Genomic DNA, 23,731 nt, shown 5'->3' on the forward strand with positions numbered 1-23,731 from the left:
AGGTGAGCACACACATGGAAAGATGTCTAAACCCCTCGTATTGGCTCTGGCTTTGACCTCCGGCACCGCTTGGGCAGTAGATGCCAACGAGCTGGCCGTACTGCACAGTGAAATGACTCGCCCAGCAGCAGCTTGGGCTCACGCACAGAAGATGCGTGCCGATTGGGAAGCCGTTCCCGAGTTTGATTATCTGTACGGTCTGTTGGCTTACGACCAAGGCGAATACAACGAGGCACAGTTCGCACTGGAGCGCGTGGTGATGGCAGAACCCGCCCATACGCGCGCACGGCTGGCTCTGGGCAAGGCTTACTACCAATTGGGTGATGAACACAGCGCCCTGCGTCAGTTGAATGCTGTCAAAATTAGCGAGCCGCCCGCTTACATCATGCGTGAAGTGAACCACTACTTGGCGCGCATGGGGCAAGCACGAAACGGCACGATTAACGGTTTTGTTGAGGCCGGTATCGGCCACGACAACAATGTCAATTCCGCCACTTCAGCCAACAGCATTGCCAATCCGGCTTTCGACCCAGCAACAGCGACATCGGATCCGTTCATCCTGCTGGACAGGCAAGCGAACAAACAGTCCGATATGTATGACTATGTACAAGCAGGTGTTGACTACTACAAGCCTTTGAGCGCCGACACCGGCTTTGAGGCACGCGGCCGCTATACCGCACGCAATAACTTCAGCTCTGACCGCTTCGACAACAATGCCTACCGTGGCAGCGTTGGCTTAGTCAAACTGTGGGGCAAAGACCAAGTGCGCGCCACCTTCACCGCGCAGGATTACCGCCTCAGCGATTCAGACTTTCAAAACTTCTACGGTTTGTCTGTTGATTGGACGCACTATAACTACGGCAGCTGGAGCTTTTACAGCGCCTTACATCTCAACCGTGTGAAATACCCAGATGACGGTCTGCGTGACATCAACCAATACCTCGGTAACTTTGCTATTCAGCGTCAAGATGGCGCTTTCGCACAAAGTCTCGGCGTGATGTTGGGCAGCGAAGATGCCCTCCATTCGCGCGGCAATAACAATGCCCGCCTATTTACAGGCCTCTACTACAACGCCAGTTACGACATCAGCACTAGTCACCAGTTGTTCGCTCGCGCCTATGTACAAAATTCCCATCAACGCGGTGAGGATCCTTTCTTCCTGCAAACGCGTGACGACAACTTCCACCAACTGTCTGTCGGTTGGAACTGGCAGTTGAGCAAGCCGTTGCGCGTGCACACCGAGCTGGTCTACGGCGATAACGACAGCGATGTAGATTACTATTCCTTTGAGCGCACCCGTCTGCAAACCGGCCTGCGTTATAGCTTTTAATCAACATGAGGGGAATTCTCATGAAAATTAACATGAAAGCCCCATTACACCACTACGGCATTCTGTCAGTACTGCTGCTCGCGCTTACAGGCGCCGCATTGATGGTAAACGCCAACACGCAACCCGCTGGCGTGGTATTGCTCGCCAATGGCCAAGCATCCGCACAGCAAGCCAGCGACGCGGCACGCACCTTGAGCCGCCGTTCCGATATTTATGTCGGCGACCGCATCACTACGGGCAACGAAAGCCAGTTGCAAATGCGCATGAAAGACGGCGCGATGATCGTGCTCGGTGCCAATGCCGAGTTTGAAGTGAAGGCCTACAGCCAAGCGGCCAAAGGCGACAAGAAAGACGAAGCCGTGCTGTCACTGGTGAAAGGGGTTTGCGCACAATTTCAGGGCAGATCGCTAAGTCCAGCTATTCCATGTCCACACCCACTGCCACGCTAGGTATTCGCGGCACAGTGTTTGATGTTTATGTGCGCGACGGCGGCAGCTCGATTGTTATTCTGCGCAGCGGCCAAGTGGTCGTGAATGGCTTGGCGGGCGGCACTGAAGTGTTGACGCAACCTGGCTTGGGTACCGTGATTAACGCCGGTGGCGCACCCACCAAACCTGCCACACCACCAGCCGATGTCTTGGATTACCTGCGCGGCATTCTGCCCAACATTCCTGACAGCGCGACATGGGAAACCACCGATAACGGCGCGCGCATTGATGCTGGCGGTGATGTCATCAACATCATCAATGACCTGCCGCCTGAAATTCAGGGTAGCGGCGCTATTCCCGCCACACCTGGAAGCATAAGTGGCAGTGGAAGTAGCGGCGGAGGTGGTGGTAGCTCTTGTAGCCCCAACGAGCCGTATTGCGAACCTGGCATTGGCGTCGATTAGACCTGCGTTCTTTACGCTATGACTTTTAATGGAAACCTAGGGAGAGACCCTTGTGAAAATCAGTATGAAAAACCCATTCCACCGCTACGGCATCCTCTCTGCTTTCGTACTCGCGCTGGCAAGTGCAGCTCTGGTCGTTAACGCCAACACGCAGCCTGCTGGCGTGGTGTTGCTCGCCAACGGCCAAGCCTCCGCGCAGCAAGCCAGTGACGCAGCACGCACACTGAGCCGCCGCTCGGATATTTATGTCGGCGACCGCATCACCACAGGCAACGAAAGCCAGTTGCAAATGCGCGTGAAAGACGGTGCGATGATCGCCCTCGGTGCCAATGCCGAGTTTGAAGTGAAGGCCTACAGCCAAGCGGCCAAAGGCGACAAGAAAGACGAAGCGGTGCTGTCACTGGTTAAAGGTGGTCTGCGCACGATTTCTGGTCAAATCGCCAAGTCCACTTATTCGATGAACACACCGACAGCAACGCTCGGTATTCGCGGCACGGTGTTTGATGTGTATGTGCGTGATGGCGGCAGCTCGATTGTTATTCTGCGCAACGGCCAAGTGGTCGTGAATGGCTTGGCGGGCGGCACCGAAGTATTGACGCAACCTGGCTTGGGTACCGTGATTAACGCCGGGGGCGCACCCACCAAGCCTGCTACACCACCAGCCGATGTATTGGATTACCTGCGCGGCATCCTGCCCAACATTCCTGACAGCGCAACATGGGAAACCACCGATAACGGTGCGCGCATTGATGCGGGCGGTGATGTCATCAACATCATCAATGACCTGCCGCCAGAAATTCAGGGAGATGGTGCAGCACCAGGTACACCAACGGGGGGAAGTAGCGACAGCGGCAGTGCTTGTGGCCCGAATGACCTGCAATGCCATTGCCAACAAAACCCGTACCAGTGCTAACCAAGGTTAGCAGCGCAAAAAAGGTCGACTCTGTCGGCCTTTTTTATTTTTCCGTGTGCTGCCACACGCCACACCAATCTTCCGCCACCCCTTCTGTCTGATACTGGGCAATGCGCTGCAAGTAAATTTTGCACAGGGCGCGAAAATCTTTTGCTTCTTCTTTGAGTTGTGAAAATAACTGCTGTGCCTGTTGCCAATCTTTCGCCAAGTACGCTGCACGCGCTACGCTGTACTGCTGCACATGACGCAACAACTCATCACTGGCATCGGCCTTTATTGCTAACGGCTCATACACATAAATCGGCTCTTTTTTGCCTTTTACCTGCATGTAATCCACTTCGCGCCAGACAAAATCGTCGCGCGTTGCTGCATAAGTGGATTCACTCACTAAGATAGATGCACCGTAAAATTTGGTAATACTTTCTAAACGCGAGCCAAGGTTTACTGCATCGCCCAACACGGTGTAAGCGCGGCGATAAGTGGATCCCATGTCGCCGACATTCATAAAACCCGTGTTGACGCCAATGCCGGTAAAAATAGCGGGCAAGCCAATCTTCTGGAATTCATCACGCAATGCCGCTTGTTTTTTTTGCATCAACATTGCCGCTTGCACTGCGTGTTTTTCGTGTTGCGGATCATCTAAAGGCGCGCCCCAAAACGCCATGATCATATCGCCGACATATTTATCAATCGTACCTTGTTGCTCAAAAATAATTTCTGTCATCGGCGTAAAGTAGCGATTGAGCAGATTTTTCAAATCCGTTGCCGACAGTGTTTCTGACATATTGGTAAAATTGCGAATATCCGAAAACAACACCGTCATTTTTTTACTGTCGCCTTCAAAACTGAGCGCCGCCGGATCACCCAATAAGCGATCAATATGCGCAGGCGCCACATACTGGCCAAACATGCCATGTATCTGTTCTTTTTGCCGCGAACTCGTAAAAAAACCAAACGCAATGTTGATGACATAGAGCGCGGCTACCGTTAGCAACGGGCCGGAAACTGGCATATCTAAGCCGCGCTCCTGCCACAGCCACACATTGCCTGCGACCAGCAATGTCATCGACAGCGTGCCGAGCAGAGTCATCATCGCTGGCCCCAAAAAAGGCAGCAAAATAGCAAGCAATAAGCCCAGCAAGAAAATTGCCACCGCATTAGCACCCGCCGCAAAATCCGGTTTGTACGGCGCAGCACCACGCAGCAGCGCATCCACCAAAGTGGCTTGTGTTTCAATGCCTGGATACATCGCCCCCACCGGCGTGGTTCGCAAATCCACCAAGCCAATTGCTGAAGTGCCCACCATGGCGATGCTGCCAGACAGCAATTTAGGATCCGCCTTACCCTGCAAGACGTCCACCGCAGGAACATAGGGAAAGCTGCCTTGGCGGCCACGATATGGCACCAACATCTGCCCTTTGGCATCAGTGTGGATTTGTTTATCGCCCAAAGTGAAGCCTTGGATATTGCCGTCGATCACACTGGGCGTCGCTATATCAAGCAGCAAGTAAGTCATGGCTGTTTGCATGGCCAGACTGGGATACAACTGATTGCCATAACGCAACACCAAAGGCGCACGACGCACCGTGCCGTCAGGGTCAGGATCGCCGTTAATAAACCCTTGCCCGCGCGCTGCGTCCTTCAATATCGGGATACTCGCCGTGTAGCCACCCATGCGCTCAACCGGCGCTTGCATCACGGCATCGGCAGCCATGTCGATACCACTTTCTGGCATCACGCCTGTGCGGAAATCGCCGCGATGAAGGATGTAACCCAAAATCACATCGGTTTTACCGATGCTGGTCGCCATTTTGCTGTCGTAATCGAACGCAGACTCTAAGGCTTTTAGCGATTGCGCCAGCGGCGTACTGGCGGGCTGCGCGGCGGCCAATGCCTGTGCCATATTGGTTTCTGGCTCGGAGAACACCACATCGAAGGTGATGCTGACCACGCCCGCCGCCACCAGTTTATCAACCAGTTCGGCCACCACTTTTCTGCTCCACGGCCAGTGGCCCACTTCCTTCAAGCTGCGCTCGTCGATGTCGATGATGACAATGGGTTGTGCCGAAGGAGCGGGCTTGCTGTAAGGCAGCAGCACATTGAAGCGCAGGTCGTACAACATGAGATCGAGACGATCCAATAATTGTCTGGCGTAACCCGTCGAGAATTGTGCGCCCACCATCAGCAGCGCCAACACAATACCCAGCGCAATAATGGCGCGCACTTCGTGTAATTTTTTCCGTGAAAATAAACGCATCGTGCTATCAAAAGAATACCGCCCAGCGGGCAGTATACGGGCATCAGACACCCTCGACTCAACAACGACACTGCTAGAATACGAACTCGCCGTTCACCACTTTGGTTCTTGTCATGTCCAGCACAACGCCACATTCCGACATGTCTATCTCGCTGTATCGCCGCCTGTTACAAATTGCACAAAAAATTGCTGCCGAAAAGAATGTTTATCGCCTCTGCGAAATAATTCTTGCAGAAGCAATGGATATTACGCAGGCCGATGGCGGTACTTTTTATCTCGTACGACAAGACAACAACGGCAATGACGACCATTTAGATTTTGTCATTGTGCGCAATCGCACGCTCGGTATCGGTATGGAAACCCACCAAGGCAAAAGCAGTAATCTTCCTGCCGTATCTTTATTTATTACACAAAACAATGCGCGCGCACTCAACAAAAGCAATATTGCTGCCTGCGCCTACCATCACCGCGCATTAATTAATGTTGCCGATGCTTACAGCGATCAGCGCTTTGATTTTTCTGGCACACGCGCCTTCGATCAAAAAACCGGTTATCGCTCACAATCTTTTCTTTCTGTGCCTTTAATCGGCGACAACGGCCGTATTATCGGCGTGATGCAGTTGATTAACGCCAAAGATGAAACCGGCAACACGATAGAGTTTTTGCCTGCGCTGGAACCTGCCGTGCAAGCGTTATCTGTTTTTGCGGCGATTGCACTCGACAATCAAATGCTGGCAGAACAGCAAAAAGATTTATTGATCGAATTATCAGCAGAGCCCAACACCCGCGCGTTAATTGAGCGCATTTTGCACGAAGCAAAATTACTCACACACGCTGACGGCGGCACGCTGTATTTGTTGAAAGATGATTTGCAACAACCGCGCTTGGAATTTGCATTGGTATTAAACGATACGCTCAATATCAACATGGGTGGGCGCAATGGCAGTGCTGTAACATTACCACCCATTTCACTGTACAACGAAGATGGCAGTGAAAATTTACACAATGTTGCCACCTGTGCTGCACTGCAACGAAAAGTGATCAACATTGCTGATGCGTATAGTGACCAGCAATTTGATTTTTCTGGCACGCGCGCGTTCGATCAACAAACCGGTTATCAATCGCGTTCTTTTCTCGCTGTGCCGCTGCTCAATCACGAGAATGATGTCGTTGGCGTCTTACAGCTAATTAACGCATGCGATACACATACTGGTGCGATTGTCTCCTTTTCTGAGCGCACTGAATCGTTGGTCAATGCTCTCGCTTCTTATGCTGCCATTGCACTCACCAATCAAATTCTGGTGCAAGAATTAAAAAATCTGTTGGATGCCTTTATTCGCTGTATCGCGCAAGCTATTGATGCCAAGTCTCAACACACTTCCGCGCACTGCCAAAAAGTGCCGGTGTTGATGGAAATGATTGCGCAAGCTGCCAACGATGACGACACCGTCTTTCACGACTTCACCCTCAACGATGACGACTGGTATGAACTACGCGTCGCGGCGTGGCTGCACGATTGCGGCAAATTATCCACGCCAGATTCTGTGTTAGATAAAGCCACCAAATTGCATTTAATGCGTGATGGCATAGAAACCATTCATGTGCGCTTTGCTGCACTGCGCCAACAAAAAATGACCGCGTTTTATCAAGCTGTTCTTGCAGACCCAGCGCAGCAAACAGTATTGCAAACACAACTGGATGAGGAGTTAGCACAATTAGAAGCGGATAGACAATTCATCACTACCGCTAATAAAGGTGGCGAATTCATGGCGCCGGAAGCGAAAGCGCGCGTGCAGCAAATTGCACAACTGCAATGGTTGGACGCGAGCAATCAAGCGCAACCGATGTTGACTGAGGAAGAAGTTTACAACCTGTGTATTGATCGCGGCACGCTGACCAGCGAAGAGCGCAGCGTGATCAACAATCACATGGCGGTGACGATAGATATGTTGGAATCACTACCGTTTCCGAAAAAATTGCGCCGCGTGCCGGAATACGCTGGCGGCCACCATGAAAAAATGGACGGCACTGGATTTCCGCGTGGCTTGAAGCGTGAACAGATGTCACTGCCCGCGCGCATGATGGCGATTGCCGATATTTTTGAAGCACTCACTTCACGCGATCGCCCTTACAAACAGCCGATGAAAATCAGTATGGCGCTGGGCATTTTGAAAAAAATGCGCAACGACAACCACATCGACCCTGATCTCTACGAATTGTTTGTGCGCAGCCGCGTGTGGGAAAAATACGCGCATGATGCTCTGCTGCCAGAGCAACTCGACATCACCGATGCGCGCGAGTTTTTAACAGCGTAAACCGCTTACAGTGATAGCGTCTGGCTGGCGTGAAATTGTAAACGCGCAAAATATTCTGCTGATGGTTTGTGCGCGTGCACCATATCGGGTCGCGCGGGCAATTTTTCTGACAACAAACGCGATACCCAGAACCGCGATGCCGCCAATTGCAAAATTGCCTGCCAGTGCGTCTTTTCTAATTCGTTCAATGCGCGATGTTGTTGATACGCATAGACAATGGCGCTGTAGCGTTCCTGTTCAATGCCGCCATCCGGTAACACGCACCAATCGTTAATCACGATCGCTAAATCCAACGCCAACACATCCGTGCAGGCATTGTAAAAATCAATCACGCCGCACAATGCATCACCTTCATACAATGCGTTGTCATGAAATAAATCGCCGTGAATTAAACCCGTTGGCAGATTCAATACCCGCACCTGCACCGCGTTGGCAATTTGCGCATCCAATAAATCTTTTTGTTCCGCATTGATACAAGAAGCCAATCGTTCACGCGCTGCACGCATCCACTCTGTGCCGCGATGATTGGCGCGCTGTTCAGGATAATGCTGGCTGGCTGCGTGCATGCGGCCGAGAAAATCGCCGATAGCGCGGCACTGTTCCACTGTCATGCTGCGCGGATGTTTGCCCGATAAACGCGGAAACAACAGTGCCGGCTTGCCCGACAACGCGTGCAGCGTTTTGCCATTCGCATCGGCCAAGGCATGCGCTACCGGCAACTGTTTTGCAAATAACCAATCCATCAGGCGCACAAAAAATGGCAATTCCTCTGCACTGATTTCTTCAAAAATGGTCAAAATCCATTGTTGCTTTTCGGCTTGCAGAAAATAAGTGCTGTTTTCGATACCATCGCTGGCACCAACGCAAGACGACAAAGCCTGCACACCATAGCCGCGCAACAGCGCCAATAATTCTTTTTCATCTAAGGCTGTGTAAAACGCCATGCTCGCTGCCTTTGCTCAAAAACTGTTATTAAATTGTTTGTGGCAGTGAAGCAAAGTCGCCCCACTGATATTGCAACACACTGATTGCCGCCAAGGGTGCTGTTTCGGTACGCAGCACGCGAGGGCCAAAAGTCAGTGCGCGGCAATTCGCCGCTAATGCCACAGCAATTTCATCCTCCGACAAACCGCCTTCGGGGCCGATTAACAACAACACACTGCGCGGTTTTTCTTGCACCGCTGGTAATGCGCTGTCACTGCGATGATGCAACACAAACCGTTGTTCACTGTTGTCTTCTGCTAAACATGCACTAAAATTTTTTGCCACATGCAAAGTTGGCAAAAAAGTTCGGCCACTCTGCTCGCAAGCACTGACAATAATTTTTTGCCACTGCTCGTGTTTTTTCTGCCGGCGCTCATCGCTCAAACGCACTTCAGTGCGCTCGCACAACAGCGGCGTAATGCTGCTCACACCCAGCTCGGTGCTTTTTTGTAAAACAAAATCCATGCGTTCGCCGCGCGAAACGCCTATCGCCAAATGAATATGTAAAGGCGATTCACGATTCACCGCTGAAACATTTTCAATTTGTACCGTGACAGCTTTGCGCGTGCATTCTGTGATGTGCGCATGCGCTTCGTTACCTACGCCATCAAATAAAATGACAGCCTGCCCAACTTTTGCGCGCAACACCACACTCAAATGGTGCGCAGCGTCCGCTGGCAGCAGCAATTCACTGCCCGCCACCAACGGTTGCTCAACACACAAGCGCGTGATGCGCATCGCAATGCTACTTTTAGTATTTGTAGCTATCAGGTTTGAACGGGCCTTCCACTGCAGCACCGATGTAGCTCGCCTGCTGCTTGGTCAACTTGGTCATCACGCCGCCAAAACCGCGCACCATGTGTGCTGCTACTTCTTCGTCCAATTTTTTCGGCAATACCGTGACGCTGATTTGATTGGCTTTCAGTGAACTTTCCAAATCTGCAAAGCGGCGCTCAAACAAATACATTTGCGCTAACACTTGGTTGGCGAAAGAGCCGTCCATCACGCGCGATGGGTGACCTGTCGCATTGCCCAAATTCACCAAGCGACCTTCCGACAACAGAATCAAAAAATCATCCGCTTTTTTGCTGCGATAAATTTTATGTACTTGCGGTTTCACTTCTTCCCAACGCCAATTTTTGCGCGTGAAAGCGGTGTCGATTTCATTGTCGAAGTGACCGATGTTGCACACTACCGCGCCGCTTTTCAGTGCTTTGAGCATGTGTTTATCGCATACATCAACATTGCCGGTCGCCGTTACCACCAAATCCAATGAGCTGAGCAAGGCTGCGTCTACGCCGTCCGCTTTGCCAGTGTTTTCGCCATTTTTGTACGGCGACACCACTTCGTAACCGTCCATGCACGCTTGCATCGCGCAGATTGGATCGATCTCACTGATTTTGACAATCATGCCTTCCTGACGCAGCGATTGCGCAGAACCTTTGCCCACATCACCGTAACCGAGCACCAGCGCTTTTTTGCCGGCGAGCAAATGATCGGTGCCGCGCTTGATCGCATCATTCAAAGAATGGCGGCAGCCGTATTTGTTATCGTTTTTCGATTTAGTGACAGAATCGTTGACATTGATTGCCGGCACTTTCAATTCGCCTTTTGCCAACATTTCTTGCAAGCGGTGTACGCCTGTGGTGGTTTCTTCGGTGATACCGTGAATTTTTTCCAACATTTTTGGATATTTTTGATGCAGCATCAGCGTCAAGTCGCCGCCGTCATCCAACACCATGTTGGCATCCCACGGCTTGCCATCTTTCAAAATGGTTTGCTCGATACACCAATCGTATTCCTGCTCAGTTTCACCTTTCCAAGCGAACACCGGAATACCGGCAGCGGCAATCGCAGCCGCCGCGTGATCTTGCGTCGAGAAAATATTGCACGAGGACCAGCGCACTTCGGCACCCAATTCCACCAGCGTTTCAATCAACACGGCGGTTTGAATCGTCATGTGGATACAGCCGAGAATTTTTGCGTTCTTCAAGGGTTTTTTCTTGCCATATTTCGCGCGCAATGCCATCAACGCGGGCATTTCCGTTTCGGCAATATCCATTTCTTTGCGACCCCAAGCAGCGAGCGCAATGTCGGCCACTTTGTAGTCATGTTTAGTTTTAGCTGTTGCTGTTTTAGCAGCGGGTGTTTTTTTAGCTGACATGCGTCATTCTCCAAAGGTTTGAAAAATAACGCGGTGGAGTAAGCACAACTGAACAGTAGCACTCGCCAACCGCGGTACGGGTTTAGCGAGCGCAGTTTTGACGGCAGAGCCGTGAAAGCTGAGCCTGGCGCAATCGGCTAAACCGTTGCGTTGCAGCGCTCCTCAGGGGAGGCGGATTGTAGCCTGAGCAAGTGTTGCGGGAAACACTACGCCCGTAAGGTATGGATTAATGTGACTCCTGCAACAACACCCGCTGCACGCCACTGTTGGCTGCAAGGTCTTGCAGAGTGAACTGGCGCAAGTGATCGAGGAACGCACGCTGCGCGCCATAAAGTGCGCGCCGCAGTTCGCAGCGCGGCGTGAGCGGGCAACTACCGTCATATTCCTCGCGCATACATTCGACAGCACCCTGCGTGACTTCGCAGTCTTCAATCACATTGGCGAGGTTGATCTCTACGGCTGGCCGCGCCAATCGCACACCGCCACCTTTACCGCGCACGGTGCTGATGTATTCCTTGCGCGCCAAATGGTTCACCACTTTCATCAAATGGTTTTCTGACACGCGGTAGGCTTGCGCCAATTCTGCAATGGTGGCGAGCTCCTGTTTGTGGCTGAGATACATCAGCACGCGCAGGCAGTAATCGGTAAAGCGTGTTAATTGCATGACGGCAATCCCCTCGGCGTTTCACCTAGGGTGGGCGATGGTACAGCACGCGCCACCGAAATGTTGCCAACGGCTTCTCAACCTTCTAACGCTTCCGCTGGACCAAAAAATTCGTAGCGCACTTGTTTGTCAGGTACGCCCAAATGTTTCAGCAAGCGCTTCAGGTTGCGCATAAAAGGGCGCGGACCGAGGAAGTAAGCGTCCACATCGCGCGAAGCGGGCAGCCATTCAGCCAAATGCTGCTCGGTTAAATAGCCTTCAGCATCCACTTTGTCTTCTGGCACAGCATTGTCATAGCAGTAATAGCGCGTGAGTTGGGGGTGTTCGGCAGTAAAGCGATCAATGCTTTCACGAAACGCATGAACTGAGCGATCGCGGGCGCAGTGAATAAAAATTACTGGACGCTGGCTCGCTAGTGCAGTTTCCAGCATCGGCAAAGTGGGTGTGATACCGACACCGCCGCTGATCAACACCAAGGGTTTGTTGCTGTCTTGCAGCGTGAAATGTCCTGCCGGTGGAAATACGCGCAAGGTGTCACCCACTTGTACCTGATCATGCAAATAGTTGGAGACTTTGCCGCCGCGCTTCACACTGATACGCAAGCTGTGTCCGTTGGCGGGTGCCGACAGTGAATAATTGCGGCGCTGCTCTTCGCCTTCGATCAACACACGCAAACCAATGTACTGCCCCGGTAATGCGCAATAACCTGCCGCCATCGGCAGGCGTTAAATAAAACGAAGTGACTTCCGCACTTTCGACTTTCTTTTCGACTTTGAACGCGTTCACGCCAGCCGCCCTCTGCAGCTGCCGTACGGTCATACACTTCACGCTCAGCCGCAATCAAAATATTCGCCAGTTGTTGATACGCTGTCGCCCATGCTGCCAACACTTCTTCCGTGGCAATCTCAGGCCCCAGCACTCTCACGAATGGCGCGCAGCAAACAAGTACCAACAATAGGGTACTGGATCCGCTTGCACCTGCAAAGCAACAGAGCGCTATTGGACGATCTGCGCAGGCAGATCCTTAATGCGCCCAAGTTATCAATGTGTTTGGCATACATCAGCACACTGTGCGCCAGCGCCGCGCGCGGTTGCGCACCACTCTGTTGATGCGCTTGATTAAACAGCGGGCGCACTTCTGGGTATTCACCCAACATGGTTTTGTAGAAATGGTTAATCAACGCTTCCCGCCAGACTCCAGCAGCAAGCACGGTGGATTTGATAATCGCTCGTTGTGCTTCATTCATTGCATCGCTCCTCGCGTTGGGTTTGTAAGATTTATTTTATTTACATCTTTATACGGTGCAATGTCTTTCTCCATTTCTGCGACAAATTGATGAGGATTTCAGATTTTTTTGCTGTTGCCGCCAAGCGCACCCAACCGTCCCTGTTCACCGGCGTATCAAACACAAGTGACCGTACGCACGGTAGGCATCCATTACCGCCTCCGCCTGCGCCGCCAAAATACCGGACAGTACAAGGCTGCCGCCCATTTTCACCAAGGGGGCAATGCGCGGTGCGAGTTCACGTAATGGGCCGGCGAGAATATTCGCCAGCACCACGTCCGCTTGTTCTTTAATCGCTTCTCCACTCGTCGCCACTAGCTGCACAGCGAGGCGATCACCGCAGCCGTTGTTGCTCGCGTTATCACGGCTGGCAATCAATGCTTGCGGATCGTTGTCATAACCCAATGCAGAAGTTGCACCCAACAACAACGCGGCGACTGCAAGAATGCCAGAGCCGCAGCCGTAATCGATCACGGTTTTTTTTTGCAAATTTTGTGCATCCAACCATTCCAAACACAGCGCTGTGGTGGGATGCGTGCCGGTGCCAAACGCCAAGCCTGGATCTAAACGCAACACCACACTGTCATCGTTCGGCACTTCTGACCAACTCGGATAAATCCACAAGCGTTTACCAAATTGCATGGGTTGGAAATGCTCCATCCACGCGCGCTCCCACACTTGATCGGCCAGCGGCTCAAAGCGCAGCGGCGGCAATGCATCACCCAGAGCAGCAAACAGCTGCGCGTGCAAATCTTCTGCGAAAAAATCTTCCGTGAACAAACCCACCAACTCCACTTCTTGCCACAGCGCAATTTCACCAGGCCCCGGCTCAAATAAAGGTTGGTCCGCTGCATCGCGATAAGTTACGGACACTGCGCCCAGTGCGAGTAATAAATCTTCAAATTCTTCACTCTGCTGCTGCGACACGCGAATAAAACATTGCAACCAATTCATCCAAAAATCCTATTTTCAATTTATGTCATCAACGGAAAAGAAAGAATAAACAGCGTGCCGCCATTCACATCCACAGGGCTGATCACTTCAATGCGCCCATCGTGATCTTCCATAATGCTGTAAACCAATGGCAAGCCTAAACCTGTTCCCTGCCCCGCTAACTTCGTGGTGAAGAATGGTTCAAAAATACGGTCGAGGTGGTGTGTGGTAATACCGTGCCCGTAATCGCGAATTTGAATTTCCCACTGCTGGTTTTTTTGCGCGACATTGATATCGATAGCACCGTCTGGTGGGCTAGCATCGCGCGCATTGCTCAGTAAGTTGATGAACAACTGCACCAGCGTTTGCTCATTGCCGCAAATGATGGTGTCGGGTGGCAGCGCGTTGTTGTAATGCACGCATTGTTGATTTTTTTGCAGCGACAACAAATGAATCGCCTCTTCCACGCACTCGAATAAATCCACCGTTGTGTGTGTGTTATCGCCCGCTTTGCCCGCATGCGCAAAATGCACCAGCGATTGCACAATGCGGCTGATTCTCTCGGTCTGCCCCAAGATTTGCGCAGCTGTTTCTTGCACCACCGGCTGCGTATTCTCGTATTTCAAATCTTGCGCCAAACACGCGATGCCCGTGACTGGATTGCCGATCTCATGCGCGACACCGGCAGCCAGACGACCAAGCGATGCCAAGCGTTCACTGTGCAATAACTCCTGCTCCAACTGCTGCGTTTCGGTGAGATCATCAATCATGACGATCTGCTCACTCTCCGCACCAACAGCCGTATCTGTTTTTTCGCCAAGGCGCGCTTTGTATAGCGCCAACCAGCGTGTACGACCCGCCAGTTCTACCGTCTGTTTATGCGCCTCGACTCCTTCGTCCATTCGAAAGCCATCCAGCAATGCACCCCAGGGTGCTGGCAGCGACAACGCCGCTGAACCTTGTGCAAAAGCAGAAGCGATGCCGGTCAACTCACTCATCGCTCGGTTCCACAGAATGACCTCGCCGTCCTGCCCAATGGAACACACCGCCATCGGCAGGCTCTCCAGCGTCTGCAGGTAGTGCAGTCGCAGGGTGTCCAGCTCGCTCGCCAATCCCGTCAGGTGATGGCGATATTGGTGGATACGATTTTCTGCCAAATGCAGATCTTCGCGCTGGGCGCCATCGGAGGCCGCTCGATAGGGCAACACGCGGTCCATCAGTGCGTGCGCCACTGCCGCCCCCATCAAACCCGAGAGGTTCGCCTCTAAGCGATCGCGCAAAAGCCGCAGTGCGTAGGGGCGTGTATCCGCCGCGTTTTGCTTTAAGTCAGTGAGTGCTCGCTGTACTTCTTGCGCCGCAATATCAACACCCAGCGTAGGCGCGAGGCGCTGCTCGATTTCATCCGCACTGCGCACATCCAAGCTGAGACGCAGGGCACGCAGCGTGTTCTCTGGCGCACACAAGACAGCCACCCGCCGCTCCTCTAATGACTGCTGCGTCAGCCGAGAAACGCCCACAAACAGGGCGATATTGATACCAACCGACAACATCGCCAGCTGGCTCCAGTTGTCGATACCCAACCCCAGCACCGTATCCATTGGTAGCAGCAACATACGCCAACCAAACAGTGTAGGCAGCAATAAAGTAAGCACCCACACACTCATGCCGGCACATAAACCAATGATCAAGCCTTGGCGGTTAGCGCGCGAGCTGTACAACACCGCGAACGCAGCGGGCAGGAATTGCAAGCTGCCGACAAAGGACAACAGCGCTAAATCCGTGAGCGTCTGCCCTGTTTGCAGGGCGCGATAAAACACATAGCCGCCGATGATGATGAAGGCGATCAGCGTTCGACGCAGCCAAGTGATCAGCCCGTACAAATCCACCATACCGACAAAGGGGCCATACAATGGCAGCAGCCAGTGGTTCAAACACATGGTGGAAAGCGCAATTGCCAGCACCACGGTGGTGCCCACGGCCGCTGCCAAACCACCGAGATAGACCAATGCCGCCAACCATTTTTGACCGGCAGCCAGCGGCACACCGAGCATGAAATACTCCGGCGTCACCGCCGTACCCAGCTCCGAGCCCGCCCACAGCACAGGCAATACCGGCAGCGCCAAACACAGCAAATACAGCGGCACACCCCAGCTCGCCAGCTTCAGCGTACGCTGGCGCGTGTTCTCTGCTAACACTACATGGAACAGATGGGGCAGCACTATGCCGGTCGAGAAGAACAGCATGACCAGCATGTGCGAGGAGGCATTCTCGGTGGGGTGGTACAGCGTTTCCAGCTGCTCGGGATGGGCGAGCAACCATTGATCCAAGCCCGCCATACCACCAAACACGGCACGCAGCGCAAAATAACCGACCGCCATCACCACCACTAACTTGATCAGCGATTCCAGCGCCATTGCCACCACCAGTCCGCGGTGTCGCTCGCGTTTCGAGCCAAAAATGCCCGCAAACAAAATCGCTGCTAAACAGAACAGCCACGCGAGGCGATCGTGCAGGGCGAACAGGTTTTGGCGCATGGTGAGTGGCGATTCGGGACGATAGCTAATGATCAGCGCGGTATCGGCCACTGCTTGAATTTGTAGCGCCAGCAGCGGCAGCGCGCAGAGCAGTAGACAGCCCGTCGTCATCACGCCAACAAACGGACTGCGAAATCGGAACACCAATAAATCCGCCAGTGAATGCAGCTGATAAGCGCGCGTCAGGCGCAGCAGGGGCATCAGCATCATCGGCGCAAATAAAAATAAACCGCCCGCACCCATGTAATAAGACAGCGCACCGTAGCCGTACTGATTAAACAGGTCGACCACGCCGTAAAAACCCCAAGCACTGACCATCACACCCAGCGCCAACATATGCAGCACAGGGCTGTCCGTCAGCCAACGCGGTGCGCTGGGTCTATCCGTCAGCCACGCCACCAAAAACAGCACACCGAAATAGGCGCAGCTGCCGAGCAAAAGCATCTGATCAACGCTGATAGAACTCATGCGCTACCGCTCATCTTCGTCGTCCAGCGCACTGGGCTGCAAACAAAACGCTACCAGTACCACACCCGCCCAAATCAGATAAGGCCGATACCAAACACCAGCGGGATCGATCATCCAACTGAACAACGAGGGCGAAAACACATAGGTCGCCATCAACATCAGCATGATTGAACGAGAGAGATACACGCTTGTTTTCCACACCGATAAAAGAGTCTGCGTGGATGTTACCGAATGGCTGCGCGCGTGAACAGAAACGCAAGTGGAGCTGATACCATGCGCACACTCGCAACATTCGCAGGATTTGCCATGACAACAACCGCCTCACCCGTACGCATTGCCATTACCGGCGCTGCCGGTCGCATGGGAAAAACGCTGATCGAAGCGGTTAACGCCGCACCCAATGCCGTGTTGAGCGCAGCGATAGAACGCGCAGGCAGTTCGTTAATCGGCGCAGATGCAGGCGAACTGTCTGGCATCGGTCGCAACGGCGTTTTGGTGGTCGATAACCTCAAAAAAGTCGTTGATCAATTTGATGTGTTGATCGATTTCACTGCACCAGTGGCAACACTCGCCAATATTGAAACTTGCGCCGCGCTCGGTAAAAAAATGGTTATCGGCACCACAGGTTTTAACGCGGAGCAAAAAAAATCACTGCTCGCGCTCGCCGAAAAAACGGGCGCGGTGATTGCATCGAATTACAGCATCGGCGTGAATCTGTGTTTCAAATTGCTCGACACCGCCGCGCGCGTGCTCGGCGATGAAGTGGATATCGAAGTGTACGAAGCGCATCACCGTCACAAAGTGGATGCGCCGTCTGGCACGGCGCTGCGCATGGGCGAAGTGGTGGCGCAGGCGTTGGGGCGCGATCTCGATAAAGTGGCCGTGTACGGACGCGAAGGACAAACCGGCGCGCGCGCGCGCGCCACAATTGGTTTTGCCACTGTGCGCGCTGGCGATATTGTCGGCGATCACACCGTGATGTTTGCCGCCGACGGTGAGCGCGTAGAAATCACCCACAAAGCGAGCTCGCGCATGAGCTTTGCGCGCGGCGCGGTGCGCGCTGCCGAATGGTTGCGCGCACAGCCAGCGGGTTTGTACGACATGCAGGATGTGCTCGACTTGCGTTAAAAAATACGCGCATGACTGATACACCTTTGTTAGAAGACATCCGCCTCTGGGCGCGCGAATTAGGTTTTCAACAAATCGGCGTGAGCGATATTGATGTCGCCGCGCACGCCGAAAAATTACAGCAGTGGTTGAAAAACGGTTATCACGCCGACATGGCATGGATGCAACAACACGCTGCACTGCGCGCGCATCCTGATCAATTACACAGCGGTACACTGCGCGTGATTTCTGTGCGCATGGATTATTTACCCGAAGACGATAAAAATCTCATCGCCAAAATCAATGCCGACGGCGGCGCGTACATTGCGCGCTACACCTTAGGGCGCGACTATCACAAATTGATGCGCAAACGCCTCGCGCTGTTGGCACAAAAAATTGAAGAAAAATCCGCACACAAGCACCGCGCTTTTGTTGATAGCGCGCCGATATTAGAGAGAGCATTTGCGCAAAAATCTGGTTTGGGATGGATCGGCAAAAACACCATGTTGATCAACGCGCAAGCGGGTTCGTATTTTTTTCTCGGTGAAATACTGACCGATTTGCCACTGCCGCTGACCACTTCGCAAGACAGTACGTACTGCGGCACTTGCAGCGCGTGTTTGGATCTCTGCCCCACGCAGGCGTTTGCTGCGCCGTATCAATTGGATGCGCGGCGCTGCATTTCGTATTTGACGATAGAAAATCGCCACAGTATTCCATTGGAATTGCGCAAGCCGATTGGCAATCGCATTTTTGGTTGCGATGACTGCCAAGCCGTTTGTCCGTGGAATAAGTTTGCGCAGCGCACCGAGCAGGAAGATTTTATGCCGCGTCACGGTTTGGCGGATGCGCAACTCATTGCGCTATTTGCGTGGACAGAAGCTGAGTATTTAGAAAAAACCGCAGGCTCGGCACTGCGCCGTATTGGGTATGAGGGTTGGTTGCGCAATATCGCAGTGGCATTGGGCAATGCGCACACTGCGCCAGAAATTTTACAAGCGCTGCAAGAAAAAATGGATCACCCTTCTGATTTAGTACGCGAACATGTGGCGTGGGCTCTCGCACAGCACGCCATCTAAACATGATGCGTTACAGCATTTTTCGCAGGGTATCGTCTTTGTCGATGAAATGATGTTTTAACGCACCGGCGACATGCAGACCAATGACGAAAGCAGAAGTCCACGCCAGTGTTTCGTGCACACCAAACAATGTTTTGCGTATGCCTTTATTTAGTTCCCACACTTGCGGAACTTTGATATCACCGAGAATATGCAGCTGATCGCCTGACATCAAATAGCCCGCTACGGGAATGGCGATCACCACATACAACAAGAAAAAATGCGCCAACTTAGCCAGCGTTTTTTCCCAAGGCTGCAAATGTTCAGAGAACGCAGGGCGCGGCAAATAGGCATAAGCCCACAAATGCGCAAGACCGAGAGGAAACAGTGAAAGACCAATGGTGCGGTGCAACAAACGCAAAGTGTTATAGCCTGGATTTTCATAATCGATCTCGGACAAATACCAACCGAGAGCGATCATAAAAATCATCAACACCGCGATGATGCGGTGCAACCAGCGAATCGCTGCTGGGTACCGATTTACCACACCATTTGTGCTCATCTCTATTCCCTCTTTTTTATCGATCAACTAAACGCAAGTGGTATTAACTTTTTGTTACAGGTTTAGCGCTGGTTCGCACGCCTTCAATACCAAGCTGCAATTCCACTGCGTAGCTCTGCTCGCCCAATTGATAGGTATAGCCGTAATCGCGCGCATCAATTGTTAATGTGCCTTCAAAACCTGCGCGGTACCCACCCCAAGGATCAGAGCCTTCGCCGACTTTTTTAATGGGGATCGTGACCGTTTTCGTGGTTTTGTTCAGCGTCAGCTCACCCGTTATTTCACCGCTGTTTGCATCTCCTTTGTACGCTGTACTTTTGAAAGTGGCTTTGGGTGCTTTATCGGTATGCAGATATTTTTCCTGCAAGTGATCATCACGCAGCTCGTGATTGGTATTGATACTGTCTACATCCACAGCGATATCAATTTTATTTTTTTCTGGTTGAGCAGGATCATAAGTGAAGGTGCCGCCGATAACGCTAAAGCGACCGTACTCCCAGCTATAACCAAGGTGTTTGACGCGAAACTGAACAAAGCTATGTGTTTCGTCAATTTTGTAGTCATCCGCCTGTACAGACCAAGCACTCACCAATAATGCTGAAGCTAAAACACCACCAATTAAACCTTTTTTGTTCATCATGGATTTACCCTCGCTGTTAAAACTTGTGTGTCCGACTGTAGCAAATTTTTTGGATGGCGTACGGTTGGCGTTCAATCAACCACCAATTTTCGCTCTGCCAAATTAAGCACGCCTTCGGCAAAGCTGATAAACAAACCTTCGCAGCTGGCAGTAACCTGCCCTTCTGCGCTGATCGTGCCTTCCATCAAGATTTTGCGCCCATGCACTTCCTTGACCCGTGCAAACAGCGTGAGTTCCTTGTTGAGTGGCGTGGGGCGTTTGTAGCGCACACTGAGATTGCCGGTTGCGCCGGTCGCGCCCGACAGCAACTGCGCACAACCGAGAAACTCATCAAACAGCGCTGCCACCCAGCCGCCATGTACGCATTTCGGCGGCCCTTCAAACGCCCAGCCCAGTGTGACGCTGGCGTGCGCTTCACCTTTGTCGTAATCCAAATGCATATGCAGCGGCGGCGACAGCATGTTGCTCTGACCGGCAATCGGCGTGGTGTCGCGCGAGAGCAAATCGTAAGAGCCGTTGGCTGCCGTTGCCGCCCACTCCAAACGGCCGTGGATCTCCGGCGCGCCCACGCTCACATCTTGCAAAGCCTGCAAACTGTTTTCCACCCGCTGTAATGCCTCCAGCGGCATATCGTGCGTCAGCAATTGCTCATTCAAGGCGCGCATGTGCGCAGCGATACGGCGGCGCGCTGCCCATTGTTCATTGTGCGGCAGCATCGGCGTGCGTGAAGTAAACGGTTTGGCTGTACTCATAACAATCTCCCGAGACTTCCGCACATTATCGCTGCGCGGCGGCTAGTGGCTTAATAAGTAATCGCCTACGCTTGCCTCGCAGAGTCCACTCGTCTACACCTTTATTTGGAACTTGTGGCAATCATGGCGGTCTCTCTCCGTGCGCGGTATTATCCGCGACTCATTCATCCACTCTCAAAGGGAATCCCTCGATGAAAATTCGCACCTTAGCCATTGCTACTGTTGCCGTCACTAGCGTGCTCGCTTTGAGCGCATGTAAGGATGATAAGGCTGCCGCCGCATCCAAAGATGCCGCTGCACCCGCAGCAACTGCTGCCGCCAGCACCATGACGCAAGCGCAAAAAGTCAGCTACATCCTCGGTATGAACATCGGCAGCCAATTCAAAGCCAACCAAGTCACTTTGGATGAAAGCAGCTTTGTTGCCGGTATGAAAACAGCGATTGATGGCAGCGAGCCTAAATTGAATAAGGATGAGATGCAGAAAGCGATGCAGCACTCTCTCAAACAGAAATGCAGAAAAAAACAGGAAGAAGCTCAAAAAGCCGAGCAAGCCAAGCCAGAAGCCGAGAGCAAAAAGAACAAAGAAGAAGGTGACAAGTTCTTAGCGGAAAACGGCAAAGCAGGCGTAACGACCACCAAGAGCGGCATTCAGTACGAAGTACTGACCGAAGGCAGCGGCGTGAGAAGCCAAAGAAACCGATACCGTCACCGTGGACTATGTCGGCACGCTGATCGACGGCAAAGAATTCGACAGCTCAATCAAGCGCGGCGAACCGGCAACTTTTGCGGTGAACGCAGTGATTCCTGGCTGGCAAGAAGTGTTGCAGTTGATGCCTATCGGTCTTTATGGCGCGTAGCCATCCCTCTGATCTCGCCTACGGCGCCGGCGGCACAGGCCACGGTAAATTGGCCCCAACGCTACGCTGGTTTTTGAAATCACACCTGCACAAAATTGGTGAGCCAGAAGAGCAGTCCAAAACGGTAGAGCCTGCTGATATCCAAGCAGAACAACCTGTTGTGGAAGAAAAACCTGCTGAAGACGCTGCCAAGAAAAACTGATAGCTCCTTATCAGCAAGCAATAAAAAAACCGGCATCTGCCGGTTTTTTTATGTCTGTAGTTATGTTTCTCTTTGTGTATATTATGCTGTTATATACACACTGGAACCAACGGCAAGAAGGTAAATTATGAGAACCAACATAGTGATTGATGATTCATTGATGTCCAATGCGCTCAAAGTCTCAGGACTCAAAACAAAAAAAGATGCAGTGGAAGAAGGGCTTAGACTGCTAGTGCAAAGAAATGCGCAACGTGAGATACGCAAATTGCGTGGCCAAATACATTGGGAGGGCGATTTAAGCCAAATGCGGGGCAAAAAATGATTCTGGTGGATACCAGTGTATGGGTTGATTATTTAAACGGCAATGCCAATAAGTTTACTGATGCGCTTGATTCCGCATTGTTTAACGGCGATGTTGTTATTGGTGATTTGATTTTTCTGGAGATATTGCAGGGCATAAGAAGCGACAAAGACTACAAACGTGTAAAAACCATGCTAAGCAAGCTTGACCAATATGAAATGCTAGGCCATGGCGCGGTAGAAAAATACGCTGAAAACTACCGTTACTTAAGAAAAAAAGGCGTAACAATTAGAAAGACAACGGATGTAATAATCGCATCATTCTGTATAGACAACCGTTTGCCATTGCTATTTTCTGACAAGGATTTTATGCCTTTCGTTAAAAGTTTAGGCTTGGTTTCTGTGGTTTAAGAAACATAACGCCGAGCTAAGAGGCGAGCTGCGCAGCCGCGAGTCCAGTGAGCGAAGCGAACGACTTTGAGTGGCTAGTTAGTTACCAATGGGGGACATGTATTTATCAAGATATTCTTCCGCCAGATATGGTTTGATCTCTGCCCACTTCTTGCAGGTGGCTGCCCACTGTTTAGCCCTGAAGTCAACCTCCAGAGCTTTTTGCCTAAACGTTTCAGAATTGCTCCTTTCTGCAAGCATTTCTAGCGACTTTTTTGTTTCAGCCCAAGATGATTCATCTTTGCGCTTATTGATAATAAAAAACTCTATGCCCGCCTTAAGAACAACACTCATGCCAACTTCCTGCATGCTGCTTACCTGAGATCTTTCAATTTTCCCTAGAAAACCATTTACGATTTCTTCACTTTCTAACTCAATAGTTCTGATATCCAAACAATAAGAACCAACCAATGCAGCAATATCAACTCGTTGATCTTCTGGTAAAGATAAATACCATTCTTGAATTTTTTTAATCGGCGACTCCACAGCTTCTCTCAACAACTAACTATGTTAATTATCCTTCTATTAACGATTAACACTTACGAAAAAACTGCACCAGCGCCGCAATAACAAAACCGGTAAACGCAATCAGCGTCCATTCAGGGATACTCAGCGTTAAAAGTGTCCAACCCACTTCGTGACAATTGCCGTCGCCGCTGAATAATAATTGCAGCGCTTTTTGCAACGGAAAGTTTTCAAACATATAGGCGAGATCGGGGCCGCAAGTTGGTACTAAATCTTCCGGCAGGCGCTGTATCCACACATGGCGACCAGCAACAGCGCCGCCGACCACCGCCGCCAACGCAATCAACGCACTCCACACACGGCGACCCGTTTGCGCGGGATTGTGTATCGCTGCCATCAGCGCCAACACGCCAATCACGATGACAAATATGCGCTGGGTGATACAGAGCGGGCAAGGTTCCTCGTTCAAAACATTCTGCAAATACAGCGCAAAAGACATCAAAAATAAACTGGCGGCCGCCATCAAAAAAAACAAGCCGCGCGGTGAAAACAGCGTGCGACATAAAGGGTGATTCGTTAAAGCACTGGACATAACAA

At 51.9% G+C, this 23,731-nt stretch carries 24 protein-coding genes, 1 pseudogene and 1 riboswitch; of the genes and pseudogenes, 11 read left to right on the forward strand and 14 right to left on the reverse strand.

Annotated features, from left to right (window positions below; translation table 11 throughout):
• The first annotated feature begins 22 nt into the window (after nucleotides 1-22).
• From R3E63_01670 to R3E63_01685, 4 genes are read left to right on the forward strand one after another with little or no spacing between them, the layout of a single operon-like run.
• Nucleotides 23-1,330 (forward strand): CDC27 family protein, encoded by a 1,308-nt coding sequence (locus tag R3E63_01670; GenBank protein ID MEZ5538670.1) that lies wholly within the window; start codon nucleotides 23-25, stop codon nucleotides 1,328-1,330.
• Between the two features lie 32 nt (nucleotides 1,331-1,362).
• Nucleotides 1,363-1,779 (forward strand): hypothetical protein, encoded by a 417-nt coding sequence (locus R3E63_01675; GenBank protein ID MEZ5538671.1) that lies wholly within the window; start codon nucleotides 1,363-1,365, stop codon nucleotides 1,777-1,779.
• Nucleotides 1,755-2,222 (forward strand): hypothetical protein, encoded by a 468-nt coding sequence (locus tag R3E63_01680; protein ID MEZ5538672.1) that lies wholly within the window; start codon nucleotides 1,755-1,757, stop codon nucleotides 2,220-2,222. Before R3E63_01675 ends, R3E63_01680 begins: the two co-directional genes overlap by 25 nt.
• Before the next feature lie 52 nt (nucleotides 2,223-2,274).
• The gene (locus R3E63_01685) at nucleotides 2,275-3,135 is read left to right on the forward strand and encodes a FecR family protein (protein ID MEZ5538673.1); all 861 of its coding nucleotides are present in this window, start codon (nucleotides 2,275-2,277) and stop codon (nucleotides 3,133-3,135) included.
• 43 nt (nucleotides 3,136-3,178) lie between these two features.
• Here the strand turns inward: R3E63_01685 and R3E63_01690 are convergent, their stop codons facing one another.
• Complete coding sequence (locus R3E63_01690) at nucleotides 3,179-5,443, reverse strand: adenylate/guanylate cyclase domain-containing protein (protein ID MEZ5538674.1); 2,265 nt, start codon at nucleotides 5,441-5,443, stop codon at nucleotides 3,179-3,181.
• Nucleotides 5,444-5,505: 62 nt separating this feature from the next.
• Here R3E63_01690 and R3E63_01695 point away from each other — a divergent pair, with 62 nt between their 5' ends.
• On the forward strand, nucleotides 5,506-7,707 hold the full coding sequence (locus R3E63_01695) for a GAF domain-containing protein (GenBank protein MEZ5538675.1): 2,202 nt from the start codon (nucleotides 5,506-5,508) through the stop codon (nucleotides 7,705-7,707).
• Between the two features lie 5 nt (nucleotides 7,708-7,712).
• Here R3E63_01695 and R3E63_01700 read toward each other — a convergent pair whose 3' ends face one another.
• From R3E63_01700 to R3E63_01735, 8 genes and pseudogenes are all read right to left on the reverse strand, one after another.
• Nucleotides 7,713-8,651, reverse strand: coding sequence for a homoserine kinase (locus tag R3E63_01700; GenBank protein MEZ5538676.1), 939 nt, complete (start codon nucleotides 8,649-8,651; stop codon nucleotides 7,713-7,715).
• A gap of 28 nt (nucleotides 8,652-8,679) precedes the next feature.
• Complete coding sequence (locus R3E63_01705) at nucleotides 8,680-9,429, reverse strand: 16S rRNA (uracil(1498)-N(3))-methyltransferase (GenBank protein MEZ5538677.1); 750 nt, start codon at nucleotides 9,427-9,429, stop codon at nucleotides 8,680-8,682.
• A gap of 13 nt (nucleotides 9,430-9,442) precedes the next feature.
• On the reverse strand, nucleotides 9,443-10,855 hold the full coding sequence (gene ahcY / locus R3E63_01710; protein ID MEZ5538678.1) for an adenosylhomocysteinase: 1,413 nt from the start codon (nucleotides 10,853-10,855) through the stop codon (nucleotides 9,443-9,445).
• A gap of 80 nt (nucleotides 10,856-10,935) precedes the next feature.
• A riboswitch (S-adenosyl-L-homocysteine riboswitch) is annotated at nucleotides 10,936-11,022 on the reverse strand.
• 59 nt (nucleotides 11,023-11,081) lie between these two features.
• Nucleotides 11,082-11,519 carry an Rrf2 family transcriptional regulator gene (locus tag R3E63_01715; protein MEZ5538679.1) on the reverse strand — a complete coding sequence of 146 codons (438 nt, stop codon included), beginning with the start codon at nucleotides 11,517-11,519 and terminating at the stop codon, nucleotides 11,082-11,084.
• Between the two features lie 77 nt (nucleotides 11,520-11,596).
• Nucleotides 11,597-12,766: pseudogene (gene hmpA / locus R3E63_01720) on the reverse strand (NO-inducible flavohemoprotein).
• 144 nt (nucleotides 12,767-12,910) lie between these two features.
• On the reverse strand, nucleotides 12,911-13,759 hold the full coding sequence (prmA, locus tag R3E63_01725; protein ID MEZ5538680.1) for a 50S ribosomal protein L11 methyltransferase: 849 nt from the start codon (nucleotides 13,757-13,759) through the stop codon (nucleotides 12,911-12,913).
• 20 nt (nucleotides 13,760-13,779) lie between these two features.
• Nucleotides 13,780-16,740, reverse strand: coding sequence for an ATP-binding protein (locus R3E63_01730; GenBank protein MEZ5538681.1), 2,961 nt, complete (start codon nucleotides 16,738-16,740; stop codon nucleotides 13,780-13,782).
• Nucleotides 16,741-16,743: 3 nt separating this feature from the next.
• A complete protein-coding gene (locus R3E63_01735; protein MEZ5538682.1) occupies nucleotides 16,744-16,926 on the reverse strand; it encodes a hypothetical protein in 183 nt (60 codons plus the stop codon).
• A 120-nt stretch (nucleotides 16,927-17,046) separates the two neighbouring features.
• Here R3E63_01735 and dapB point away from each other — a divergent pair, with 120 nt between their 5' ends.
• Both dapB and queG read left to right on the forward strand, forming a co-directional pair.
• A complete protein-coding gene (gene dapB / locus R3E63_01740) occupies nucleotides 17,047-17,868 on the forward strand; it encodes a 4-hydroxy-tetrahydrodipicolinate reductase (protein ID MEZ5538683.1) in 822 nt (273 codons plus the stop codon).
• A gap of 11 nt (nucleotides 17,869-17,879) precedes the next feature.
• Nucleotides 17,880-18,926: a tRNA epoxyqueuosine(34) reductase QueG gene (gene queG, locus R3E63_01745; protein ID MEZ5538684.1), complete on the forward strand. Its 1,047-nt coding sequence runs from the start codon at nucleotides 17,880-17,882 to the stop codon at nucleotides 18,924-18,926.
• Nucleotides 18,927-18,936: 10 nt separating this feature from the next.
• Here the strand turns inward: queG and R3E63_01750 are convergent, their stop codons facing one another.
• The 3 genes from R3E63_01750 to R3E63_01760 all read right to left on the reverse strand — a co-directional run bounded on the left by R3E63_01750 (nucleotide 18,937) and on the right by R3E63_01760 (nucleotide 20,859).
• Nucleotides 18,937-19,467, reverse strand: a complete 531-nt coding sequence (locus tag R3E63_01750) for a cytochrome b (protein MEZ5538685.1) — start codon at nucleotides 19,465-19,467, stop codon at nucleotides 18,937-18,939.
• Between the two features lie 43 nt (nucleotides 19,468-19,510).
• Entirely contained in the window at nucleotides 19,511-20,107 is a 597-nt protein-coding gene (locus R3E63_01755; GenBank protein ID MEZ5538686.1) for a YceI family protein, read from the reverse strand.
• Between the two features lie 71 nt (nucleotides 20,108-20,178).
• Nucleotides 20,179-20,859, reverse strand: coding sequence for a PaaI family thioesterase (locus R3E63_01760; protein ID MEZ5538687.1), 681 nt, complete (start codon nucleotides 20,857-20,859; stop codon nucleotides 20,179-20,181).
• Nucleotides 20,860-21,050: 191 nt separating this feature from the next.
• Between R3E63_01760 and R3E63_01765 the strand changes: the two genes are divergently transcribed.
• The 4 genes from R3E63_01765 (at nucleotide 21,051) to R3E63_01780 (ending at nucleotide 22,630) form a co-directional block, all read left to right on the forward strand.
• The gene (locus R3E63_01765) at nucleotides 21,051-21,794 is read left to right on the forward strand and encodes an FKBP-type peptidyl-prolyl cis-trans isomerase N-terminal domain-containing protein (protein MEZ5538688.1); all 744 of its coding nucleotides are present in this window, start codon (nucleotides 21,051-21,053) and stop codon (nucleotides 21,792-21,794) included.
• Nucleotides 21,791-21,919: a hypothetical protein gene (locus tag R3E63_01770; GenBank protein ID MEZ5538689.1), complete on the forward strand. Its 129-nt coding sequence runs from the start codon at nucleotides 21,791-21,793 to the stop codon at nucleotides 21,917-21,919. The genes R3E63_01765 and R3E63_01770 overlap by 4 nt, the downstream gene beginning before the upstream one ends.
• 127 nt (nucleotides 21,920-22,046) lie before the next feature.
• Nucleotides 22,047-22,241 carry a type II toxin-antitoxin system VapB family antitoxin gene (locus R3E63_01775; protein MEZ5538690.1) on the forward strand — a complete coding sequence of 65 codons (195 nt, stop codon included), beginning with the start codon at nucleotides 22,047-22,049 and terminating at the stop codon, nucleotides 22,239-22,241.
• Nucleotides 22,238-22,630: a PIN domain nuclease gene (locus R3E63_01780; GenBank protein MEZ5538691.1), complete on the forward strand. Its 393-nt coding sequence runs from the start codon at nucleotides 22,238-22,240 to the stop codon at nucleotides 22,628-22,630. The genes R3E63_01775 and R3E63_01780 overlap by 4 nt, the downstream gene beginning before the upstream one ends.
• Nucleotides 22,631-22,708: 78 nt before the next feature.
• Here R3E63_01780 and R3E63_01785 read toward each other — a convergent pair whose 3' ends face one another.
• Nucleotides 22,709-23,155 (reverse strand): hypothetical protein, encoded by a 447-nt coding sequence (locus R3E63_01785; GenBank protein ID MEZ5538692.1) that lies wholly within the window; start codon nucleotides 23,153-23,155, stop codon nucleotides 22,709-22,711.
• Between the two features lie 46 nt (nucleotides 23,156-23,201).
• Complete coding sequence (locus R3E63_01790) at nucleotides 23,202-23,726, reverse strand: disulfide bond formation protein B (GenBank protein ID MEZ5538693.1); 525 nt, start codon at nucleotides 23,724-23,726, stop codon at nucleotides 23,202-23,204.
• Between the last annotated feature and the right edge of the window lie 5 nt (nucleotides 23,727-23,731).

Source organism: Pseudomonadales bacterium, from assembly GCA_041395665.1.
Lineage (GTDB): Bacteria > Pseudomonadota > Gammaproteobacteria > Pseudomonadales > UBA7239 > UBA7239.

Excerpts from the sequence above, each read along its gene's own strand:
- R3E63_01700 (MEZ5538676.1), bottom strand. The coding sequence starts at position 8,651 with ATGGCGTTTTACACAGCCTTAGATGAAAAAGAATTATTGGCGCTGTTG.
- queG (MEZ5538684.1), top strand. The coding sequence starts at position 17,880 with ATGACTGATACACCTTTGTTAGAAGACATCCGCCTCTGGGCGCGCGAA.
- dapB (MEZ5538683.1), top strand. The coding sequence starts at position 17,047 with ATGACAACAACCGCCTCACCCGTACGCATTGCCATTACCGGCGCTGCC.
- R3E63_01750 (MEZ5538685.1), bottom strand. The coding sequence starts at position 19,467 with ATGAGCACAAATGGTGTGGTAAATCGGTACCCAGCAGCGATTCGCTGG.
- prmA (MEZ5538680.1), bottom strand. The coding sequence starts at position 13,759 with ATGAATTGGTTGCAATGTTTTATTCGCGTGTCGCAGCAGCAGAGTGAA.
- R3E63_01670 (MEZ5538670.1), top strand. The coding sequence starts at position 23 with ATGTCTAAACCCCTCGTATTGGCTCTGGCTTTGACCTCCGGCACCGCT.
- R3E63_01695 (MEZ5538675.1), top strand. The coding sequence starts at position 5,506 with ATGTCCAGCACAACGCCACATTCCGACATGTCTATCTCGCTGTATCGC.
- R3E63_01715 (MEZ5538679.1), bottom strand. The coding sequence starts at position 11,519 with ATGCAATTAACACGCTTTACCGATTACTGCCTGCGCGTGCTGATGTAT.
- ahcY (MEZ5538678.1), bottom strand. The coding sequence starts at position 10,855 with ATGTCAGCTAAAAAAACACCCGCTGCTAAAACAGCAACAGCTAAAACT.
- R3E63_01680 (MEZ5538672.1), top strand. The coding sequence starts at position 1,755 with ATGTCCACACCCACTGCCACGCTAGGTATTCGCGGCACAGTGTTTGAT.
- R3E63_01775 (MEZ5538690.1), top strand. The coding sequence starts at position 22,047 with ATGAGAACCAACATAGTGATTGATGATTCATTGATGTCCAATGCGCTC.
- R3E63_01790 (MEZ5538693.1), bottom strand. The coding sequence starts at position 23,726 with ATGTCCAGTGCTTTAACGAATCACCCTTTATGTCGCACGCTGTTTTCA.
- R3E63_01760 (MEZ5538687.1), bottom strand. The coding sequence starts at position 20,859 with ATGAGTACAGCCAAACCGTTTACTTCACGCACGCCGATGCTGCCGCAC.
- R3E63_01780 (MEZ5538691.1), top strand. The coding sequence starts at position 22,238 with ATGATTCTGGTGGATACCAGTGTATGGGTTGATTATTTAAACGGCAAT.
- R3E63_01730 (MEZ5538681.1), bottom strand. The coding sequence starts at position 16,740 with ATGAGTTCTATCAGCGTTGATCAGATGCTTTTGCTCGGCAGCTGCGCC.
- R3E63_01705 (MEZ5538677.1), bottom strand. The coding sequence starts at position 9,429 with ATGCGCATCACGCGCTTGTGTGTTGAGCAACCGTTGGTGGCGGGCAGT.
- R3E63_01755 (MEZ5538686.1), bottom strand. The coding sequence starts at position 20,107 with ATGATGAACAAAAAAGGTTTAATTGGTGGTGTTTTAGCTTCAGCATTA.
- R3E63_01675 (MEZ5538671.1), top strand. The coding sequence starts at position 1,363 with ATGAAAGCCCCATTACACCACTACGGCATTCTGTCAGTACTGCTGCTC.
- R3E63_01765 (MEZ5538688.1), top strand. The coding sequence starts at position 21,051 with ATGAAAATTCGCACCTTAGCCATTGCTACTGTTGCCGTCACTAGCGTG.